Genomic DNA, 19,544 nt, shown 5'->3' on the forward strand with positions numbered 1-19,544 from the left:
CTATCGGCCCAAGGCGACGAAGGACCAGGCGGTGGCAAGGGCGATCACGTCGCCGGACTCCATCGCCTCGGCGCGCATGTCGCGCAGCGCGGCGCCGAAGCCGGAGCCGGAGCGCAGCCGCTCGTGGAAGGTGGCCATCAGAGTGCTGGTCACCGCGTCGTTCACCGGCACCACGCTGGCCAGCAGGCTGCGGGTGCCGAGCGGGATCAGGGCGCTGACCATGCCGAGCAGTTCGTCGGTGCTGACCGGCGCGGCGACGCCGGACTCGCAGCTGGAGAGCACCAGCCGGGCCGGCGCCCGGCGCAGCCGGCCGAGGTCATAGACGGTGAGCGGCCCGTCGTCCAGCGCCAGGCTGGAGAAGAGCGGGTTGTCACCGCGGAAGACGCCGTGCGCGGCGATGTGCGCGGTCCAGGCGCCGTCCAGCGCGGCGAGGGTGCCGTCCACGGTGGCCCGGCCGTCCTCGAGCACGGTCGCGCTCGGATAGGTGCGGGTGATGTGCTTGATCTCCAGCCCGGTGCCGTCCAGCTCGGGGCCGCGGATCAGCACCACCCGGCGGCGGCCGCGGTGCCCGGTGCGCCCGGCCCGCAGCCAGGTGGCGAGCGAGGGCGCGACCACGGCGGCGACGTCGCGCAGGGCGGGCAGCATGGCCCAGGGCACGGAGTGCAGCACGGCCGGCGGCACGATCACGATCGGGCCGCCGCGCAGGGTGGCCGCCGCCGGGCCGAGCAGGGCCCGCTGCAGGGCGTCGCCGGCCGCGATCAGGGCCGGCCGGGCGCCGGTCGGCGGGCGGCCCCGGGCCAGCCGGCGCAGGGCGAAACGGGCCAGCTCGACCTCGCGGACGGCGGCCGCGAGCGGGCCGACCACGTGGGTGCGGCAGCGGCCGCCGAGCGCCGTGGTGGCATAGAGCACGCCGTCCAGAGTGGTCAGCGTGATCAGGTCGTGGTCGCCGAGCGCGGCCAGCGGACTGGGCTGGGGAGCGGCGCGAGCCTCGCGCGCCGGCTCGTTGGCGGCGGCCCGGCGGGTGCGCGCCCGGATCGTCCCCTCCAGGGCACGTCGTTCCGACTCGATCGCCCGGATCGGCGCGCCGGAGGACCGGGCCTCGATCAGCCGGCGCTCGATCGCGCGCAGGGCGGCCATCTCGGCGGCCAGCTCCGGGTCGTCCGGCGGGCGGACCGGCGCCGCGGCCAGGGCGCCGGCGCGCCAGCGCTCGCTCCAGCGCAGCAGCATCCGGGCGTCGCCGCGGGCGACCGCCTCGCGCTGGGCCAGCTCGGCCAGCTCGATGCCGTGCACGGTGGCGTGCGCCTGCAGCTCGGGGGCGGCCAGCGTGCGCCGATGGTTCTCCGCGGCGCGCAGCCCGAACCGGCAGGCCGTGAGCATGGCGGCGGTGTCGCCGCGCTGGACGGCCCGCAGCGCGTGCGCCAGCCAGCCGACCGCGTGCCCGAAGCTCGGCCCGCGGTTGCGGAAGTCGGCGGCGCGGGCCAGGTGCCGGTCGGCCTCGGCGCGCCGGCCCTTCTCGGCGGCCAGGCGACCGGCGAGCAGATGCGCGGCGGGGGTCTCGACCGCGTCCAGCGCGTCCAGCCGGTCGGCCAGCTCGCCGGCCCGGGTGACCAGGCGTCCGTCGCGGTGCCCGGCGGCCCAGCGGGACTGCAGCACCACAAAGGACGCGCGGGCGTGCCAGCGGTCGCGGCCCTGCCTGCGGAAGAGGTCGCGGGCGGCCGCGGCGCGCTCGGCGGCGAGGTCGAGGCGGCCCGCCGCATAGGCCGCCTGGCCGCCGGTGAACAGCAGCTCGGCGGTGTGCGAGGCGTCGCCGCCGCGCTCGGCGTGGTCGCTGATCGCCGCCTCGGCGACGCTCACCGCCTCGGTGAACAGCCCGGCCGCGAGCAGCACCGTGCAGCGATCGACGGCCAGCTCGGGCACATAGACGCCGAGGCTCGCATAACGCTCGGTGGCGGCGTCCTGGAAGCCCAGCGCCGCGGCCAGGTCACCGGCCAGATAGGCCAGGTCGGCGCGGTTCTGCACGGCGTGCGCCGACTCCAGCTCCTGGCCGACGACGTGGTAGAGCCGCTCGGCCTCGACCAGCTCACGGTCCGCGCGGGCGGTCTGCCCGACGGCGCTGAACACCAGGAAGCGATGGGTGTGGGCGCGCGCCTCCCAGAGCTGGTCGCCGCCCCGGCGCAGCAGCGTGATCGCCCGGCGCAGGTCGTCGAGCGCCTCGTCGTAACGGCCCAGCACGCGCAGCAGGATGGCGCGCCGGGTCAGGATGCGGCCGGCCGGGATGCCGCGGCTGCCGGCGATCGCCGCGTCCAGCAGGTCCAGGCCGGGGCGTGTCTGCCCGTTCAGCCCGAGGGACAGGCCGAGGGTGGCCTGCACGTCGGCGATCCGGGCCGGCCGGCCGCACGCCACCGCGTCCCGCAACGCACGTCGCAGCTCGGCGATCGCCGCCGAGGTGTGCCCACCGTCGCGCAGCACGATGGCCCGGGCCTGCCGGGCGATCGACGCCGTGCACGGGTCGGGGCGGCCGGCCAGCACCTGGTCGGCCTCCCGCAAGGCCTCGCCCGGGCGCGACAGCGCCAGCGACAACAGCCGCTCCGGCGGTCCGGCATCTGACACGCGCCAAGTCTAGGAGGATTGATGAGCGACGAACGATCGGGCGGATACGAACCGCCACCCACTGAGACGCCCCAGCAGGCGCAGCTGCGTCTGCTGCAGCGCCGGTTCGCGCACCTGAACATCGTGCCCGGCCCGGAGTCGTGGGAGCGCGACGGTGTCGCCTTCCACTACGAGAAGGGCGCGCTGCTGGTCAAGGACGAATACCTGAACCAGGCGCAGGCCCGGCTGGCCGGCGCCGAGATCGAATCCACGCCGGTCGAGGGGCGTGGCGCGGGCGGCTACACGAAGCTGGCGATCGGCGACGACGTGCCACGGGCACTGGGCCTGCTCGAGCAGTCCTTCGGCTACGACGTCGCCGCGCCCAACCACCTGGTGCACATCGCCCCGCCGAAGGGTGTCGGCGGCAACTGCCCGGCGTCCGAGCCGATCCCGGTGCCGGCCGGCACGGCGCCGTTTCCCGGTGTCGAATGTGATCCCGAGGCCGGGCGTGGCGTACGGGTGGTGGTGGCGGACACCGGGCTGGACCTGGAGGCGCCGAACCGCTCGCCGTGGATGGCCGGGGTCACCGGCGACCAGGACGAGGGCGTCCTCGACGAGCCGCTGACGGAGTACGCGGGCCACGGCACCTTCATCGCGGGGGTGGTCAGGTGCCTGGCCCCGGCGGCCGAGGTGCACGTGCGGGCCACCTTCGAGAAGGGCGGCGCGGTCCTCGAGGACAAGCTGGTCGAGGGTCTGATCGACATCCTGGACAACGACTATCCGGACATCATCAGCCTGTCCGCCGGCACCTGGACGCACACCTCGCAGGACCTGCTCAGCCTGCAGCTGTTCGGCCGCCGCCGGCTGCGCCTGCACAAGGGCGTGCTGCTGGTGGCCGCGGCGGGCAACGACAACCAGCGGTGGCCGTTCTGGCCGGCCGCGGCGCCCTACACGGTGTCCGTCGGCGCGCTCGACCCGAAGATGACCGGCAAGGCGGCGTTCAGCAACTTCGGGCACTGGGTGGACACCTATGCGCCTGGTGACGAGCTGATCAACGCGTTCCCGGTGGGCACGTACATCGGCGAGGAGGGCGCGAACAAGGGCGTCAAGATGGTCTACGAGGGCATGGCGAAGTGGAGTGGCACGTCGTTCGCCACGCCGCTGGTGGCCGGTCTGACCGCGGCCCGGATGTCCCGGACCGGGGAGAACGGCGTGACCGCCGCCAAGCGGCTGATCCGCCGGGGGCAGAAGCAGGCGATCCAGGGCCTCGGCGCAGTGCTGCGCCCCGGAGACGCCTGAGCCTGGGAGACGCCTGAGCCCGGGAGACGCCTAGGCCCGGGACAGCGGCAGGGAGATGTGGGAGACGCCCGGCCGGACGCCGACCTCGGTGCCGGCCGGGTAACGCAGCGTGTGGTCGCGCTCGGTCGAGATCAGCACCACGCCGATCCGGTGGCCGGGCGCGAACACGTGGTCGTCGGTCTGCAGCTCCCAGGTGAACGTGTAGGGCTGCCCGGGCGCGACCGGCTCGGTGCGCGATCGCGAGTGCCGGTTACGCACATCGGTCCAGCCGCGGGTGACGATCTCGAACGGGGTGGTCGCGGTCGCGTACCCGATGCGGTTGAAGCAGCCCGGATCCTCCGGGATGCCGGGGCCGATGCAGTCCTGGCCGCCGATCAGGCGCAGGCCCGCGAAGCGGTCCGCGCTGCCGTAGTCGACCAGCAGCGCGGTCAGATAGGGCGATCTGCCGGTCAGGTCGGCGCGCACGGTGATGGTCGGCGTGCCGGAGAGCCGGGTCTCGGTGGTCAGCGGGGCGGACAGGTAGGCCAGCCGGTTCGGGTCGGCCGCCGCCTCGTTCGCGGCCAGTTCCTCGGCGGTGCGGGCCGGCGCGTCCACGAAGGACTCCCGTGTGCCCGGCCGGGGCGCCGACCGGCTCAGCTTGCCGTCGCCGACGAACCAGTCGTTGGTGCGGGTGCCCGGCGGCGGCCAGTCGCGGCTGGTGCGCCACACGGTCGGCGCCACCTCGACGTCGGCCATCGGCTCGGCCATGATGCCGTTGGGGATCCGGTAGAGCCAGTGGTCCATCCAGCGGTGCAGCGTGTCCAGCCACTCCGCGCGGCGCACCGAGAACGGGTCGGTGTGCCCGGCCTGGTGCAGCCAGATCTTGCGCGGCACACCGCGGGCGGCGAGCGCGTCCCACCACTGCCCGGCGTGCAGCGTGCGCACGTTGTCGTCGTGCAGCCCGTGCACCAGCAGCACGCTGGCCCGCACCTTGCCGACGTCGCGGGTGTAGTCGCGCTCGGCCCAGAACGGGCTGTAGTCGCCGGTCTCGCGGTCCTGCTCGAGCTCGATCTCGTCCATCAGATCCGCGCACACCTCGGGGTTCGCCCGGGTGAGCACCGCCCGCGCCAGCACGTCGGTGTCCTCGCCCTGGAAGCCGCCGGGCGCCACCACGCCGCCGTTCGCGCGGTAGTAGTCGTACCAGCTCGAGATGCCGGCGATCGGGACGATGGTCTCCAGCCCCTCGACGCCGGTGGTGGCGACCGCGTTGGGCAGCGTGCCGTTGTAGGACACCCCGATCATCCCGGTGCGACCGGTGGACCAGCCCGCGGTGACCGGCGCGCCGCTCTCGTCCCAGCCGCGGGCCCGGCCGTTGAGCCAGTCGACGACCGCCTTCATGCCGAGCGTCTCGTTGCGCCCGCCGGAGGTCGGACAGCCGTCCGAGCCGCCGGAGCCGAGGCTGTCCGCGAACGCCACCGCGTAGCCACGCGGGACGAAGTAGTTGTCCAGGTAACCACCGAACGTGATCGTCTCGGCCCGGTCGGAGCTGCCCGGCGCGGACCGGCGGGCGAGGCCGTCGCGGTCCACGTCGTCGTGGTTGGGCACGTCGTTGAGGCCGGCGTAATAGGGGCTCGGCTGGAAGACCACCGGCATCCGGTTGGCCGGTCCGGACTCGCGCGGCCGGATGATCCGCACCGCGACCCGGTCGCGCTCGCCGTCGAAGTCGCTGTCCACCGCGGTCTGCACCCACACCCGCTCGCGGATGGCCTGCGCATAGTCGTAGACGGGCTCGGTGCCCTCGGTCGGCGCCGGCGCGGCGGCGGCCGGTGCGGCCGTCGGCAGCAGGAGAACGGCGGTCAATGCGGCGAGAGCAACCCCAGCGGTACGCACGGCGACACCCTATCGCTTCCGATCGATGCGTATATCGGTTTCAACCCGGTGGTTACCACCCGATAGATTGACCGATGGCAAGACAACGGGGGTGAGCTGCGGTGACGGACGGCGATGGAGCGCGAGCACGATTCCGCATCCTCGGCCCCCTGATGGTCGGCGGCGCCGAGGTGACCGCGGGCCGTGAGCGCACCCTGCTCGCCATGCTGCTGCTGCGCCCCGGCGCCCTGGTGCCGGTGAACGATCTGGTGGACGCGCTCTGGGACGACGACCCGCCGGCCACCGCCAAGGCGCAGGTGCAGACCGCGGTGTCCCGGCTGCGCCGGCGGCTGCCGGGCGACCTGATCCACACCGACCCGGCGGGTTACGCGATCCGGGTCGCCCGGCACGACCTCGACGCGCTCCTCTTCGCCGACCACGCCGCGCAGGCCCGGGAGCTGGCCGGCGCCGACCGCGAGCGGGCCGCCACCCTGATGCGCGCCGCGCTCGACCTGTGGCGCGGGCCGGCCCTCGGCGGCATCGACAGCCGCCTGGTGCGGCAGCGCGCGGCCAGCCTCGACGAGCAGCACGGCGTCGCGGTCGAGGAGTGGGCCGACCTGGAGATGGCGCTGGGCCGCGACCGCGCGGTGCTCGGCGAGCTGACCGGCATGGTCGAGCAGTTCCCGCTCCGCGAGCGGCTGCGCGGCCAGCTGATGACCGCGCTGAACAACGCCGGCCGGCAGGCCGACGCGCTGGCCGAGTTCCGCCGGGTGCGCGCGCTGCTGATCGACGAGCTCGGCATCGAGCCCGGCGAGGAGCTGCGCCGCCTGCACGAGCGCATCCTGGCCGGCGAGTCCACCGCGGCGGTCCCGCCGGCGGTCAAGGCCGCCCGGGTGCCGCGCGAGCTGCCGCCCGAGCCGCGTTCGTTCACCGCCCGGGTGCACGAGGTGGCGGTGCTCGACGGCCTGCTGGACGAGGAGGCGCCCACCACGGTGGTGATCTCCGCTGTGTCCGGCACCGCGGGCATCGGCAAGAGCACGCTCGCGCTGCACTGGGGGCACCGGGTCACCGACCGGTTCCCGGACGGTCAGCTCTACATCAATCTGCGCGGCTACGACGTCGACGACGCGGTGATCCGGCCGGACGAGGCGTTGCGCGAGCTGCTGGTCGCGCTGGACATCCCGGCTCGCAAGATCCCGTCCCGGGTGGAGGCGCAGTCCGCGCTCTACCGCAGCACCCTGGCCGGGCGCCGGATGCTGGTGGTGCTCGACAACGTGCGCGACGCCGACCAGGTGCGCCCGCTGCTGCCCGCCTCCCCCGGCTGCATGGCGGTGATCACCAGCCGGGCCCAGCTGACCGGCTTGATCGCCACCGCCGGCGCGCACCTGATCACGCTCGGCCTGCTCACCCTGGACGAGGCGCGGCAGATGCTGGCCGGGCGGCTGGGCGAGCACCGGCTGATGGCGGAGCCGGCCGCGGTGGACCGGATCATCGGGGCCTGCGGCCACCTGCCGCTGGCCCTCGCGATCGCCGCCGCCCGCGCCCAGGCCCGCCCGGACCGGCCGCTGGAGAAGCTGGCCGCGGAGCTGGACGCCGCGCGGCTCGACACGCTCGCCACCGGCGACCCGTCGGCCGACGCCCGGGTGGTGTTCTCCTGGTCCTACCGGGCGCTCAAGCCGCGGGCCCGGCAGCTGTTCAGCCGACTGGGGCTCAGCCCCGGCCCGGACTTCGGCGCGGCCACCGCGGCCGCGCTGCTCGGCGCCGCGCCCGGTGAGACCCGTGAGCTGCTCGACGAACTGGTCGCCGCGCACATGGTCGAGGTGCAGGGCGACGACCGCTGGGCGTTCCACGACCTGCTGCTGGAATACGCGCGAGAGCTGTCGCACGAGCTGGAGGACCGGCTCGACGCGCTCACCCGGCTCTATTCCACGCTGATCGGGACCGGACATCCCGGGTCGATGATGCGCTTCCCGCACCGGCCCACCTTCACCACCCGGCCGCTGCCCGCGGACCTGCCGGTGGTGACGTTCACCGATCGCCGCGACGTGGACGCCTGGTTCGACCGCGAGCGGTCCACCCTGATCGCCGCCGTCCAGCAGGCCGCCGCCGCGGGGCTGGACGAGTTCACCTGGATGCTGGCCGACACCGTCGCGGGTTACCTGGTGCGGCACGCGTACAAGAAGGACTACATCGCGACCGCGCGCACCGGGCTGGCGGCGGCCGACCGGGTCGGCGATCCGGAGGCGGCCGGGCTGATGTCCGGCAACCTGGGCATCGCGCTGGCCGGCACCGGCGATGTCGCCGGGGCCCGCGAGCACATGACCCGGGCGGCGGAGCACTTCACCGCGGCCGGTGAGCAGCGCGGCCTGGCATATGCGCGCCTCGAGCTGGGCCTCTACGCCTCCCGCGAGGACGACGTGCCGGCCGCCGCCGAGCACGCCACCGCCGCGCTGGCCGCGTTCGTCGCGGCCGGCGACGAGCCCGGGCAGGGCAAGGCGCTGAACAACCTGGGCTGGTACCGCTATCGCGCGGGCGACATCGCCGGCGCGGTGGAGTTCGGGCACCGGTCGGTGGAGATCCACCGGCGGCACCAGGAGCACTACGGCGAGGGCGACGCGCTCGACACCATCGGGGTGGCCCACCGGGCGGCCGGCGACCTGGCCCGGGCGATCGAGTTCCTGGACCGGTCGGTGACCGCCTATCTCACCGGCGACCACCTGTGGAACGCCGCGGACAGCCTGATCACGCTGGGCGACGTCCAGCTGGAGAGCGGTGACGTGCCGGCCGCGCGCGCCTCCTACACCCGGGCCCTCACCCTCCTCGTCGAGCTGGACGAACCGGAGGCCGCGGAGGTCCAGCAGAAGCTGGACGACCTGGGGACAGTCCCGGGTCCGCCTCCGCCACCCCCCGTTTGAGTGACGGCCGCGGCCCGGGATCTCCCCGCCCTCGTCCAACACCCATGAGTCTGCCGATCGCCGCTATCATTCCGCTCTCACCGGATAGGCGGCCGTGATGGTCTGCTCCACGGTGTCGCCCGCGGAGTCGGTCACCGAGGCCCGCAGAGACACGCTCCCACCTGCGGGATTGTCGATCGTCACGGTCCGCTGGGCGCCCTTTCCACCCACTCTCGCCGGGGCCCAGGTCACCCCCGCATCGGTGGAGAACTCGACCGCGAAGGCGGTCACCGACGCGTCCGCCGCGCCGGGCGCCCGCTCGACCCGCGCGCCGAAGGTGACCGCGCCGGGTGCCGCCGCGTTGTCCGCGTCCAGCGCGGGCGTGAACCGGACGGCCTGCAAGGGCAAGACCTGCTTTCCTTCGGTACGCCCGGAGCGCACCGACCACCGGATGTCGACCTTGGTGGACATCCGCGTCCAGTCCTCGAGCCGCCGCAGCGTGCTGCGCACCCGGTAACGCCGCTCCCCCGGCGGCAGTTCCGCGTCCACCGCGAAGTCGTCCGCCTCGGCCAGCACCTCGCCGCCGGCCCGGATCTCGGTGTGCACGGCGTCCGCCCAGCCGCTGTAGGTGACGTGGTCGCGGGCGCTGAGCAGCGGGATCCCGACGTGCACGGTGTCGCCGTCGCGCCAGCCGTCCCAGCCCTGCTCGGGCACGAAGCCGGGCCCGAAGACGCCGCGGTTCCACTGCCGCGACGTCCGCACCCCGGCGGTGAACGTCTGATCCGGCACGTATGACTCATAGTCGCCGCTGTTCTCGCCGAACTGATCGGAACCGGACATGAAGATCGAGGTGAAGTCGGTGCCGGGCGCCGTGGTGAAGTGGTCGGCGCGGGTCCGCAGGTCACCCAGCGGCGCCGGCGCGGCATAGGTGTAGCCGAGCCCGGCCGGCGTGTAACCGGCGTGGCCGAGGCTGCGCACCTCGTCCGGCGACTGGCTGCTGATCTTCTGGGCCACCGTGCCGAGCGTGTTCCGGCGCACCGTGAAGGACAGGTCGGCCGGGATCTTCCCGTCGCCGGGCAGCGCGACGGTGTAGGTCCACGGGGTCGGCGTGGTGTCCTTCTTCCCGAGCGGGGCCAGCACGCCGTACCGGAAGCCGTCGATCTCGGGCCCCTTGCCCGGCACCGCGCGGATCTGGCCGGGGCCGCCGGTGAGGGCCAGGCCGTCGTCGCGGTAGGCGCTCTGGAAGACGATCTCCTCGATCGGCACCGCGTCCGGCACCCCGGCGACGGACACCTCCACCGGTTCGGCCAGGCGGGTGTCGAAGGTCATCCCGGTCGGCTTCCGGAGGTCGATCTCCCGGGTCTCGGCGGCCGCGGCGAACCGTCCGTCGGGCATCGCGCGCGCGTCGAAGGTCTGGGTCAGCACGGTGTAGCGGCCGGCGGGCAGGCGCCGCAGCCAGGTGCGCTCGAAGATCCGGGTGTAGGTGACCTTGCCGGTGGCCTGCTCGATCAGCAGCAGCTCGGTCATCGCCTCGTCGGTCGGGCCGAGGCCGGTGAACGACAGCTCGTAGGACTCCGGCTCGCGGTAGGCGCCGACCGCGGTGCGCACGGTCGCGCCGTCCGCGGCGGTGGCGGTCAGCGCGCCCGAATAGAGCCCGGTGGGTCCCGCCGCCGGATCCACGGTGAGGTCCGTCTCGGCGCTGCCGCCCGCGGGCACCACGACCGTCTCCGCGGCGCGGAACATCCCGGCGGGCGCGGGCTCGCCGGTGGCGTCGTCCACCGTGACGGCCAGCCGCAGCGTGACGTCGGCCGGTCCGTCGTTGGCGTAGCGCACCTTCTTCGTGGCCGGCGGGTTCGCCCGGCCGAACGGGAAGTAGCCGAGGCTCACGCTGCCGGCGGCGGTGAGGGTGCCGGCGGTCGCGCGGGCCACGTCGACCCGGCCGCCGCCCTGCTGATAGACGGTCTGCCCGTCGATCACCTTCGCGGTGGACATCAGGGTGTCCTTCAGCCTGGTCGCGGTCCACTCCGGGTGCTGCCCGGCCAGGATCGCGGCCGCGCCGGCCACATGCGGGGTGGCCATCGACGTGCCGGAGTAGGTCACGTACGCGTCGCCGCCCTCGGCCGTGCCGCCCGGGCTGGGCGCGGTGATCTCCTGGCCGGGGGCGGTGATGTCCGGCTTGACCGCGTAGTCGCCGCGGCGGCTCGGCAACACCCGCGGGCCCTCGCTGGAGAAGTCGCTGAGCGCGTCGGTGCGCTTGGCGACGCTGCCCACCGCGAGGGCGGCGTCCGCGGCGCCGGGCGACTCGATGGTCTCCGGGTCGTGCCCGTTGCCGGCCGCGGTCACGAACAGCACACCGGTCTCGGCGGTGAGCCGGTTCAGGGCGTCGATCACCAGGTCGGAGGACTCGGCGACCGGGCCGCCGATGCTCATGTTGACCACCTTGGCGCCGGAGTGCGCGGCCCACTCCATGCCGGCCAGGATCGCGTCCTCCGGGCAGCCACCCCAGTCGCAGATCTTGCCGATCTTGAGCCGGGCGCCCTTGGCCACGCCGACATAGCGTCCGTCCGAGGCGGCGCCGGTGCCCGCGATCGTGCCGGCCACGTGGGTGCCGTGGCTGACGTTGTCCGCCATGCCCTCGCCGAGGAAGTCCTTCGTCTCGTCGATCACGCCGGCCAGGTCGGGGTGGGCGGCGTCGATGCCGGTGTCGAGAACCGCGACGGTGACCCCGGCGCCGGTGTGCCCGGCCGCCCAGGCCTGCGGGGCGCCGATCTGCGGCACGCTGACGTCCAGGCTCGGCCGCATCTTGCCGACCAGCCAGAGCTTGCTCTTGGTTCCCGACCGGTCCGGCCGGCTCGTCCAGGACTTCCAGAACCCGGCGGTGTCCCGCTTGGCGGTCCGCATGGAGCTCACCCGGGCCGCCGGGGCGCCGCTCACCATCAGCGGGACCTCGCCACTGCGGGCGTCGTCGTAGCCGAGCCGGTGCAGCAGCGACACGTCGAAGAGACGCTGGTCGAGGCGGCCGTCGGCGATCCGGCGGGCGGCGTCGGCGGGCACCACGGACAAACCGGCCTTGGTGGTGACGGTGCTGAACGGGATGCCCGCCCGGCCCGCGGCACGGGCGATCCGGACGACCTGCCGGCCGCCGCCGTCCGGGGTCACGGTCACCTTGTCGCCGGTGACCAGGGTGACCGTCCACCCGGGGGTGCGCGGGGTCGCGGCGGCGGCCTCCTCGGCGCCCGCGTCGAACGGCACCAGCGCGACGATCGCGCCCGCGGTGAGCAGCAACGCGGCTGCCGCCGCGCGCAGAGGCCTGCGGACCATGGCTGACTCCCCCGTGGATCGACGAACGTGCCCGGGAATTGAAGCAGCCCGGCGCCCGAGCGCGCTGCGCAGGGCTTAACTGCGTCAAACCGTTGACGAACCAGTGACATATCTGAAACCTTGGATGCCCCGGCCCGCAAGAAGTTGACAGTAGTCGCGAAATTTTCACGACTCAGGTCGCAACTTCGGGGTTAGCGCAGCCCCGAGCGCTTCCCCACGCGTCCGCCCGTCCAAAACAGAACAGAGGGCTCCATGATTCGGAAGTTGCGCCGCCGGCGACTGGCCGGAGGCATCCTCAGCCTCGTCCTCACCGCGTCCGCCGTCCTGGTCGCGTCGTCGCCGGCCGCGGCCGCCGGCCCCAACCTCGCGCCCGGCAAGACCGTCACCGCCAGCGGCGCCAACGCCGGATACGCGGCCGGCAACGTCAACGACTCCAACGCGAGCTCCTACTGGGAGAGCCCGAACGGCGCCTTCCCGCAGTGGGTGCAGATCGACCTCGGCGCCAACACGTCCGTCGACCAGGTCACCCTCAAGCTGCCGCCGCCGTCCGCGTGGGCCGCCCGCACCCAGACCATCGGCGTGCAGGGCAGCACCAACGGCACCAGCTTCACGACCCTGTCGGCGCCGGCCGGGCGGCTCTTCGACCCGGCCACCGGCAACGCCGTGACCATCACGTTCACCGCGGCGACCGTACGGTTCGTGCGACTGAACGTCACCTCGAACACCGGCTGGCCGGCCGCCCAGCTCAGCGAGTTCGAGATCTACGGGCCGGTGAGCGGGCCGGACCCCGATCCCGACCCACCGGTCGGTGGCACCGAACTGGCCGTGGGCAAGCCGATCGAGGCGTCCTCGTTCACCCAGTCCTACGTGGCCGGCAACGCCAACGACGGGAACGTGGCCAGCTACTGGGAGGCGGCCGGGCAGCAGGCGACGCTGACCGTCAAGCTCGGTGCGGGCGCGGACCTCACCGGCGTGGCGGTGAAGCTGAACCCGGATTCCGCGTGGGGTCCGCGTACCCAAGGGATCGAGGTCTTGGGTCGCGCACCCGGCGCGACCGCGTTCACCTCGCTCAAGCCGCGGGCGGACTACAACTTCAGCCCGTCCGGCAACCAGAACACGGTGACCATCGCGGTCAGCGGGCGCTACGCGGACGTGCGGCTGCAGTTCTTCAGCAACAGCGGCGCGCCCGGCGGGCAGGTCGCCGAGTTCCAGGTGCTGGGCGCCTGGGCGCCGAACCCGGACCTGACCGTCAACGCGGTCACCTGGACCCCGGCCGCGCCCTCCGAGGCGGACGCGATCACGGTCAGCGCGACGGTGCGCAACGCCGGCACCGCCGCCGCACCGGCGACCACGGTCGACGTCAAGCTGGGCGGCGTCGTGGTCGGCAGCGCACCGGTCGGCGCGCTGGCCGCGGGGGCCTCCACCACGGTGAGTGTCGCCGCCGGACGGCGCGGGCAGGGCAGCTACACCGTCGCCGCGACGGTCGACCCGGCCGACACCGTGCCGGAGCAGAACAACGACAACAACACCTTCACCGCGGCGTCCCCGCTGGTCGTCGGGCAGGCGCCGGGGCCGGACCTGGAGGTCGTCTCGGTGGCGCCGAACCCGTCGAACCCGTCGGTCGGCCAGGCGGTCACCTTCACCGTCGTGCTCCGCAACCGCGGCACCAGCTCGGCGGCGGCCTCGGTGGCCCGGGTGACCATCGGCGGCAGCACGCTCAACGGCAACGCCCCGGCGATCGCGGCCGGCGCCACCGCCACCGTCACCATCTCCGGCTCGTGGACCGCCACCACCGGCGGCGGCACGGCGACCGCGACCGCGGACGCGACCGGCGTGGTGGCCGAGACGAACGAGAACAACAACACCGCGACCGTGTCCATCGTGGTCGGCCGGGGCGCCGCGGTGCCCTACACCACCTACGAGGCCGAGGCCGCGAACTACCAGGGCCAGCTGCTGACCCCGGACCCGCTGCGCACCTTCGGGCACACCAACTTCGCCACCGAGTCCTCGGGGCGGCAGTCGGTGCGGCTGAACAGCGGCGGCCAGTTCGTGGAGATCACCTCGACCGGGGCGTCGAACTCCATCGTGGTGCGCAACTCGATCCCGGACGCGCCCTCGGGCGGCGGCCAGGAGAAGACCATCAGCCTCTACGTCAACGGCCAGTTCAACCGCAAGCTCACACTGTCCTCGCGGAACAGCTGGCTCTACGGCACCACGGACGACACCGAGAGCCTGTCCAACTCGCCGTCGGCCAACGCGCGCCGGCTGTTCGACGAGTCGCACGCGCTGCTCGGCACCTCGTATCCGGCCGGCACCCGCTTCAAGCTGCAGCGCGACGCGGGCGACGACGCGGCGTTCTACATCATCGACCTGATCGACCTCGAGCAGGTCGCGCCGGCGGCGTCCCAGCCGACCGGCTGCACCTCGATCACCCAGTACGGCGCGGTGCCCAACGACGGCAACGACGACACCGCGGCGATCCAGCGGGCGGTCACCGACGACGAGAACGGCGTGATCTCCTGCGTCTGGATCCCGGCCGGCCAGTGGCGGCAGGAGCAGAAGATCCTGTCCCCCGACCCGAACCGTAACGGCAACAACCAGAAGGGCCTGCGCAACGTCGTGATCCGCGGGGCCGGCATGTGGCACACCCAGCTCTACACGAACACCGAGCCGCAGAACGTGACGGGCAACATCAACCACCCGCACGAGGGCAACGTCGGCTTCGACATCGACGACAACACCCAGATCTCCGACCTGGCGATCTTCGGGATGACCACGAACCGGGCCAACCGCGGCCACGGGCTCAACGGCCGCTTCGGCCGGAACACGAAGATCTCGAACGTGTGGATCGAGCACACCAACGTCGGCGCCTGGGTGGGCCGGGACTACTCGGACACACCGGCCTACTGGAACCCGGGCGACGGGCTCGAGTTCACCGGCATGCGGATCCGCGACACCTACGCGGACGGCATCAACTTCTCCAACGGCACGCGCAACTCGCGGGTCTTCAACTCGTCGTTCCGCACCACCGGCGACGACGGCCTGGCGGTGTGGGCCAACCCGTACGTGCGGGACCAGTCGGTCGACATCGGCCACGACAACCACTTCGTCAACAACACGGTGCTGTTGCCGTGGCGGGCCAACGGCATCGCGATCTACGGCGGTTACGGCAACTCGATCGAGAACAACCTGGTCGCGGACACCGCCAACTATCCGGGCATCATGCTGGCCACCGACCACAGCCCGCTGCCGTTCTCCGGCCAGACGCTGATCTCCGGCAACGGCCTCTACCGCACCGGCGGCGCGTTCTGGAACGAGGACCAGGAGTTCGGCGGGATCACGCTGTTCCCCTCGACCAGTGACATCGTCGGCGTCACCATCCGGGACACCGAGATCATCGACTCCACCTTCGACGGCATCCAGTTCAAGACCGGCGGCGGCAACATGCCGAACGTCGCGATCACAGGAGTGCGCATCGACAAGTCCAACAACGGCGCGGGCATCCTCGCGATGGGCGGCGCCCGAGGCTCGGCGAACCTGACCAACGTCACGATCACGAACTCGGCGGACGGCAACATCGTCCGCGAGCCGGGTTCCCAGTTCGTGATCAACGGGGGCTGAGGACGAGCGGGAGGCCCGGAGTCCACCACCGGGCCTCCCGCTCCTCGGCGCCTACTTGCCGTTGAGCTTGCTCATGTCGATGACCTCGGTGTCCGCCGGGGCCTTGATGTCGGTGACGGGCTCGCCGAACGAGCTGAACACCAGCTCGCCGCCCTTGCCGGAGAGCTGCAGCGGGTACGGCTCGCCGGTGGTGGCGATCCACAGCGCCGCGCTCGGGTCGTCGGAGTCCTTCAGGGCGATCGCCGGCTTGCCGTCGATCGCCTTCTCCTCGCCCTTGCTCAGCGTGCCGGCCGGCTCGAGCAGCTCGTCGACGTCGGCGATGGTGAACATCTCCTTGAACGACGCATCCTTCTCGGCGCCCGCGACCCACCGGTCACCGACCACCTCGGCGATGGCGGCGCCCTGCTTGGCGTCGGTCGACATCACCAGGAACTGCTCGTTCGGCTTGAAGTACTTCTTGCCGCCGACCGCGAGCAGCTCGACCTTCGCCTCGCCGCAGGCCATCGACACCAGGAAGTCGTCGGCGTTGATCGCCAGGTCGAGGTCGGTCTTCTGGCCCTGCTCGGCCATCGCGCCCTTGGCGCGGAACGACCCCGCCTTGGTGAGCGCGGCCTTCGCCTTCGCCAGGATCTCGGCGGCGCCGAGCGCGGCGACGCCGTTGGTGGCCGGCGCACACCCGTCGCGGGCCCGGCAGAAGGCCGGACCCGCGACGGGTGTGGTGCTGCTACTTGCTGAAGCCGGCGGTCAGGCCGCTGACCAGCTGGCGGCGGCCGATCGCGTACAGGATGAGGATCGGCAGCGTGGTCAGCACCACCGACGCCAGCACGGCGGGCACGTTGATGCCGTACTGGCCCTGGAAGGTCCACAGCGCGAGCGGGAGCAGGCGCTGGTCGGGGCTCTGGGTGAGCACCAGTGGCAGCAGGAAGCCGTTCCACACCTGCAGTCCGTTGTAGATCGCCACGGTCACCAGCGCCGGGCGCACCAGGGGGAACGCCAGATGCCAGAGCGTGCCCCACTCGGTGGCGCCGTCCAGCCGCATCGACTCGAACAGCTCCTTGGGCACGTCCCGGATGAAGTTCGAGAGCACCAGCACGGACAGCGGGATGGCGAACGCCACCGACGGCATGATGATCGCCAGCAGGGTGTCGTACATCTGCAGCCGGATGATGATCAGATAGACCGGGATGATGGTCGCCTGCAACGGGATCGCCAGTCCCATCAGGAACAGGGAGTTGCTCAGCCGCAGAAATCTGCTCTTGCCCGAGCCGCGCACGATGGCGTAGGCCGCCATGAACGAGAACAGCACCGCGGGCACCAGCGTGCCGACCGCGACGATCGAGCTGTTGAAGAAGTAGCGGATGAAATCCGACTCGATCACCAGGCGATAGTTGTCCAGGGTCGGCGCGCTCGGCGGCGCGAACGGGTTCTGCGAGAAGTAGTTCGACTGCGACTTGAAGCTGGTGATGACGATCCAGTAGATCGGCACCATCACCACGATCAGCCAGAGCCAGCCGGCCGAGCCGCCCAGCCAGTTCAGGCCGCGCAGCCCGCGACGGCGGGCCGGCACGTGATCATTGTCGGGGTTCTCCACCTTGAGGCCGGGTGGAGTCGTCACCGCGGTCGCCATGTCAGACCCCTTCCAGCTGGCTGTCGGTCGCGTTCTTGCCCCCGAGGCGCCGCAGCAGCAGCGCCAGGCCGAGGCCGACGAGTACCAGGATGACGGCGATCGCGCTGGCCGGGCCCATCAGGTTGGCCTGGAAGCCGCGCTTGTACATCTCCAGGGCCAGCACCCGGGTGGCGTCGCCCGGACCACCGGCGGTGAGCACGAAGATCAGGTCGAAGAAGGTCAGCGAGCCGACCGCCATCAGCGTCGACGACGTGATGATCGTGTATTTGAGCTGCGGCAGCGTGATGCTCCAGAAGCTGCGCATCCGGCCCGCCCCGTCGATCTCCGCCGCCTCGTAGAGCGTGTGCGGGATCTGCCGCACGCCGCCCTGGTAGATCAGCGAGTGGAACGGGATGAACTGCCAGGAGACCACGAACACCACGACGCCCAGCGCCAGGTTCTCCCGGCCCAGCCAGTCCTGCACCAGGAAGTCCACGCCCAGGCCGGCGCCGAGCCCGAAGTTCGGGTCCAGCAACGCCTTGTACGCGATCGCGATGGCCGCCGAGCTGAGCAGCAGCGGGATGAAGAACAGCACGGCCAGGAACGCGCGGTAGCGCTGGCGGCCGGCCAGGAACACCCCGAGCAGGATGCTCATCGGCGTCTGGAACACCCACGACAATCCCATGATCAGGAAGGTGACGCCGAGGTAGTGCGGCAGCCCGGGATCGGACAGCACCGTGCGCCAGCTGGTCAGCCCGGACGGTGTGATCTGACCGATGCCGTCCCAGGTGGTGAAGCTGAGCGCGAGCACGCCGAGCAGCGGGATGACGCCGAACGCGACGAACACGAGGAGCGCGGGCAGCACCATCCAGGCGACCGCGCCGCCCCGCCCACCGCCGGTGGAGGTGGCTGCCTTCGGCACGCGGGCGGTGGGCGGAGCGAGCGCCGTCATTTGCCGATGACCGCGTTGAGGTTGGTGGCGAACTGCTGCGGAGTGATCGACACCTGGAACAGCTTGGCGATGTTGTCCAGCAGCACCTCGGCGGCCTCCGGGCTGAGCGCCTGGTCCCAGGACTGGGCGAAGACCTTGGCCTTGCTCGAGGTGTCGTAGACGAACTTGAGGAAGTCGGCGTCCGGCGAGCTCGCGATGACGCTCTCGGTGCCCGTCACGATCGGCACCGATCCGGAGTCGATCCACGCCTTCGTCTCGGCCTCGCCGAGCACGCCGGTCTGGAAGAACTTCTTCGCCGTCTCCTTCGCCTCGGGCGTCGCCTTCGACGAGATCGACAGGTACTGACCCGGGTTGCCGACGGTGTCGCTCGGGTCGCCCTTGCCGCCCTCGACCGGCGGGAAGGACATGTAGCCCAGGTTGCCGCCGGAGACGAAGTCGCCGCCGTCGTTCTTCATGCTTCCGTACGTCCACCCGCCGTGCAGCATCATGGCCGCCTTGCCGGTGTAGAGCAGCGCCTGGTCCGCGTTGGAGTCGGCGGTGATCGACGAGAAGCCCTTGATGAAGCCCTTGGCGTTGATCAGCTCCTGCATCTTGGTCAGGGCGTCGATCGCGGCCGGGTTGGACCAGGCGTCCTTCTCGCCGGCGAACACGGCGTCGAAGACCTCGCTGCCGCCGATCCGGTCGAAGAGGAACTCCAGCCACATCATGTTGGTCCAGCGGGACTGGCCACCCAGCGAGAACGGCGCGATGCCCTTGTCGTTGAACTTGGGCACCAGGGCCATCAGCTCGCCCCAGGACTGCGGCGGCGCGGCGCCGACCTGGTCGAACACCTTCTTGTTGTAGTACAGGATGATCGGCTGCACGGTCTCGCACGGCATCGCGTAGATCTTGCCGTCGACCGTGGCCGCGCCGAACGACGACGGGAACAGCTTGGACTTGACCGCCGCGTTCTCACCGAACCACGCGGTCAGGTCCTCGACCTGGCCGGCGTCGACGTAGCTCTTCAGACCGCCGCCACCCCAGCCCCAGATCAGGGTGGGCGCCTGGCCGGCGCCGATCGCGGTCTTGATCTTCGTCTTGTACGCGTCGTTCTGGAACCGCGTCTCAGTGATCTTGTTGTTGGCGTTGGCCTTGTTGAACTCGGCCACCGCGTTGGCGCGGATGCCCTCGCCCGGCTGGCCGGTGAGGAACCAGTAGGAGGCCCCGCCCGCGGCGCTGCCACCACCCGAGGACGTGCCCGGGCCGGAGCTGCCGCAGGCCGCCAGGGCGGCGGCGGCCGAGGTGCCGGCGGCGAGGCTGAGGAAGTTTCGACGAGAGAAGTTGCTGGGGTCCACGTTGATCTCCGTACTCTGCAGCCGCGCACGGAACGCGGCAGGTCGAGTCATCTAGAAAAAGCGATGGCACCCGGCACGAA

Annotated in this window: 10 protein-coding genes; 3 read left to right on the forward strand and 7 right to left on the reverse strand. The window is 72.2% G+C overall.

Features of this window, described 5'->3' with window-relative positions; all coding sequences use genetic code 11:
- Positions 1–2,610, reverse strand: coding sequence for a CHAT domain-containing protein (locus ACZ6TI_RS27575; RefSeq protein ID WP_465348043.1), 2,610 nt, complete (start codon positions 2,608–2,610; stop codon positions 1–3).
- A 21-nt stretch (positions 2,611–2,631) separates the two neighbouring features.
- Here ACZ6TI_RS27575 and ACZ6TI_RS27580 point away from each other — a divergent pair, with 21 nt between their 5' ends.
- Positions 2,632–3,888: a S8/S53 family peptidase gene (locus ACZ6TI_RS27580; protein ID WP_465348044.1), complete on the forward strand. Its 1,257-nt coding sequence runs from the start codon at positions 2,632–2,634 to the stop codon at positions 3,886–3,888.
- Between the two features lie 30 nt (positions 3,889–3,918).
- Here ACZ6TI_RS27580 and ACZ6TI_RS27585 read toward each other — a convergent pair whose 3' ends face one another.
- The gene (locus ACZ6TI_RS27585; protein WP_465348045.1) at positions 3,919–5,757 is read right to left on the reverse strand and encodes a Xaa-Pro dipeptidyl-peptidase; all 1,839 of its coding nucleotides are present in this window, start codon (positions 5,755–5,757) and stop codon (positions 3,919–3,921) included.
- Between the two features lie 101 nt (positions 5,758–5,858).
- Here ACZ6TI_RS27585 and ACZ6TI_RS27590 point away from each other — a divergent pair, with 101 nt between their 5' ends.
- Entirely contained in the window at positions 5,859–8,651 is a 2,793-nt protein-coding gene (locus ACZ6TI_RS27590; RefSeq protein ID WP_465348046.1) for an AfsR/SARP family transcriptional regulator, read from the forward strand.
- Positions 8,652–8,717: 66 nt separating this feature from the next.
- Here ACZ6TI_RS27590 and ACZ6TI_RS27595 read toward each other — a convergent pair whose 3' ends face one another.
- Complete coding sequence (locus tag ACZ6TI_RS27595; protein WP_465348047.1) at positions 8,718–11,951, reverse strand: S8 family peptidase; 3,234 nt, start codon at positions 11,949–11,951, stop codon at positions 8,718–8,720.
- Between the two features lie 252 nt (positions 11,952–12,203).
- Here ACZ6TI_RS27595 and ACZ6TI_RS27600 point away from each other — a divergent pair, with 252 nt between their 5' ends.
- Positions 12,204–15,572, forward strand: a complete 3,369-nt coding sequence (locus ACZ6TI_RS27600) for a CARDB domain-containing protein (RefSeq protein WP_465348048.1) — start codon at positions 12,204–12,206, stop codon at positions 15,570–15,572.
- Between the two features lie 51 nt (positions 15,573–15,623).
- Here ACZ6TI_RS27600 and ACZ6TI_RS27605 read toward each other — a convergent pair whose 3' ends face one another.
- From ACZ6TI_RS27605 to ACZ6TI_RS27620, 4 genes are all read right to left on the reverse strand, one after another.
- Positions 15,624–16,142: a hypothetical protein gene (locus ACZ6TI_RS27605; protein ID WP_465348049.1), complete on the reverse strand. Its 519-nt coding sequence runs from the start codon at positions 16,140–16,142 to the stop codon at positions 15,624–15,626.
- Between the two features lie 154 nt (positions 16,143–16,296).
- Positions 16,297–17,199 (reverse strand): carbohydrate ABC transporter permease, encoded by a 903-nt coding sequence (locus ACZ6TI_RS27610; protein ID WP_465348050.1) that lies wholly within the window; start codon positions 17,197–17,199, stop codon positions 16,297–16,299.
- A 1-nt stretch (position 17,200) separates the two neighbouring features.
- Positions 17,201–18,130, reverse strand: a complete 930-nt coding sequence (locus tag ACZ6TI_RS27615) for a carbohydrate ABC transporter permease (protein ID WP_465348051.1) — start codon at positions 18,128–18,130, stop codon at positions 17,201–17,203.
- Positions 18,127–19,515 carry an extracellular solute-binding protein gene (locus ACZ6TI_RS27620; RefSeq protein ID WP_465348052.1) on the reverse strand — a complete coding sequence of 463 codons (1,389 nt, stop codon included), beginning with the start codon at positions 19,513–19,515 and terminating at the stop codon, positions 18,127–18,129. The genes ACZ6TI_RS27615 and ACZ6TI_RS27620 overlap by 4 nt, the downstream gene beginning before the upstream one ends.
- Positions 19,516–19,544: the final 29 nt, after the last annotated feature.

It is taken from the genome of Actinoplanes sp. NPDC051388, assembly GCF_055586225.1.

What these genes read in the sequence shown, in the direction of transcription:
- ACZ6TI_RS27580 (WP_465348044.1), top strand. Translation starts at nt 2,632, where the DNA reads ATGAGCGACGAACGATCGGGCGGATACGAACCGCCACCCACTGAGACG.
- ACZ6TI_RS27595 (WP_465348047.1), bottom strand. Translation starts at nt 11,951, where the DNA reads ATGGTCCGCAGGCCTCTGCGCGCGGCGGCAGCCGCGTTGCTGCTCACC.
- ACZ6TI_RS27600 (WP_465348048.1), top strand. Translation starts at nt 12,204, where the DNA reads ATGATTCGGAAGTTGCGCCGCCGGCGACTGGCCGGAGGCATCCTCAGC.
- ACZ6TI_RS27605 (WP_465348049.1), bottom strand. Translation starts at nt 16,142, where the DNA reads ATGGCCGAGCAGGGCCAGAAGACCGACCTCGACCTGGCGATCAACGCC.
- ACZ6TI_RS27610 (WP_465348050.1), bottom strand. Translation starts at nt 17,199, where the DNA reads ATGGCGACCGCGGTGACGACTCCACCCGGCCTCAAGGTGGAGAACCCC.
- ACZ6TI_RS27615 (WP_465348051.1), bottom strand. Translation starts at nt 18,130, where the DNA reads ATGACGGCGCTCGCTCCGCCCACCGCCCGCGTGCCGAAGGCAGCCACC.
- ACZ6TI_RS27620 (WP_465348052.1), bottom strand. Translation starts at nt 19,515, where the DNA reads ATGACTCGACCTGCCGCGTTCCGTGCGCGGCTGCAGAGTACGGAGATC.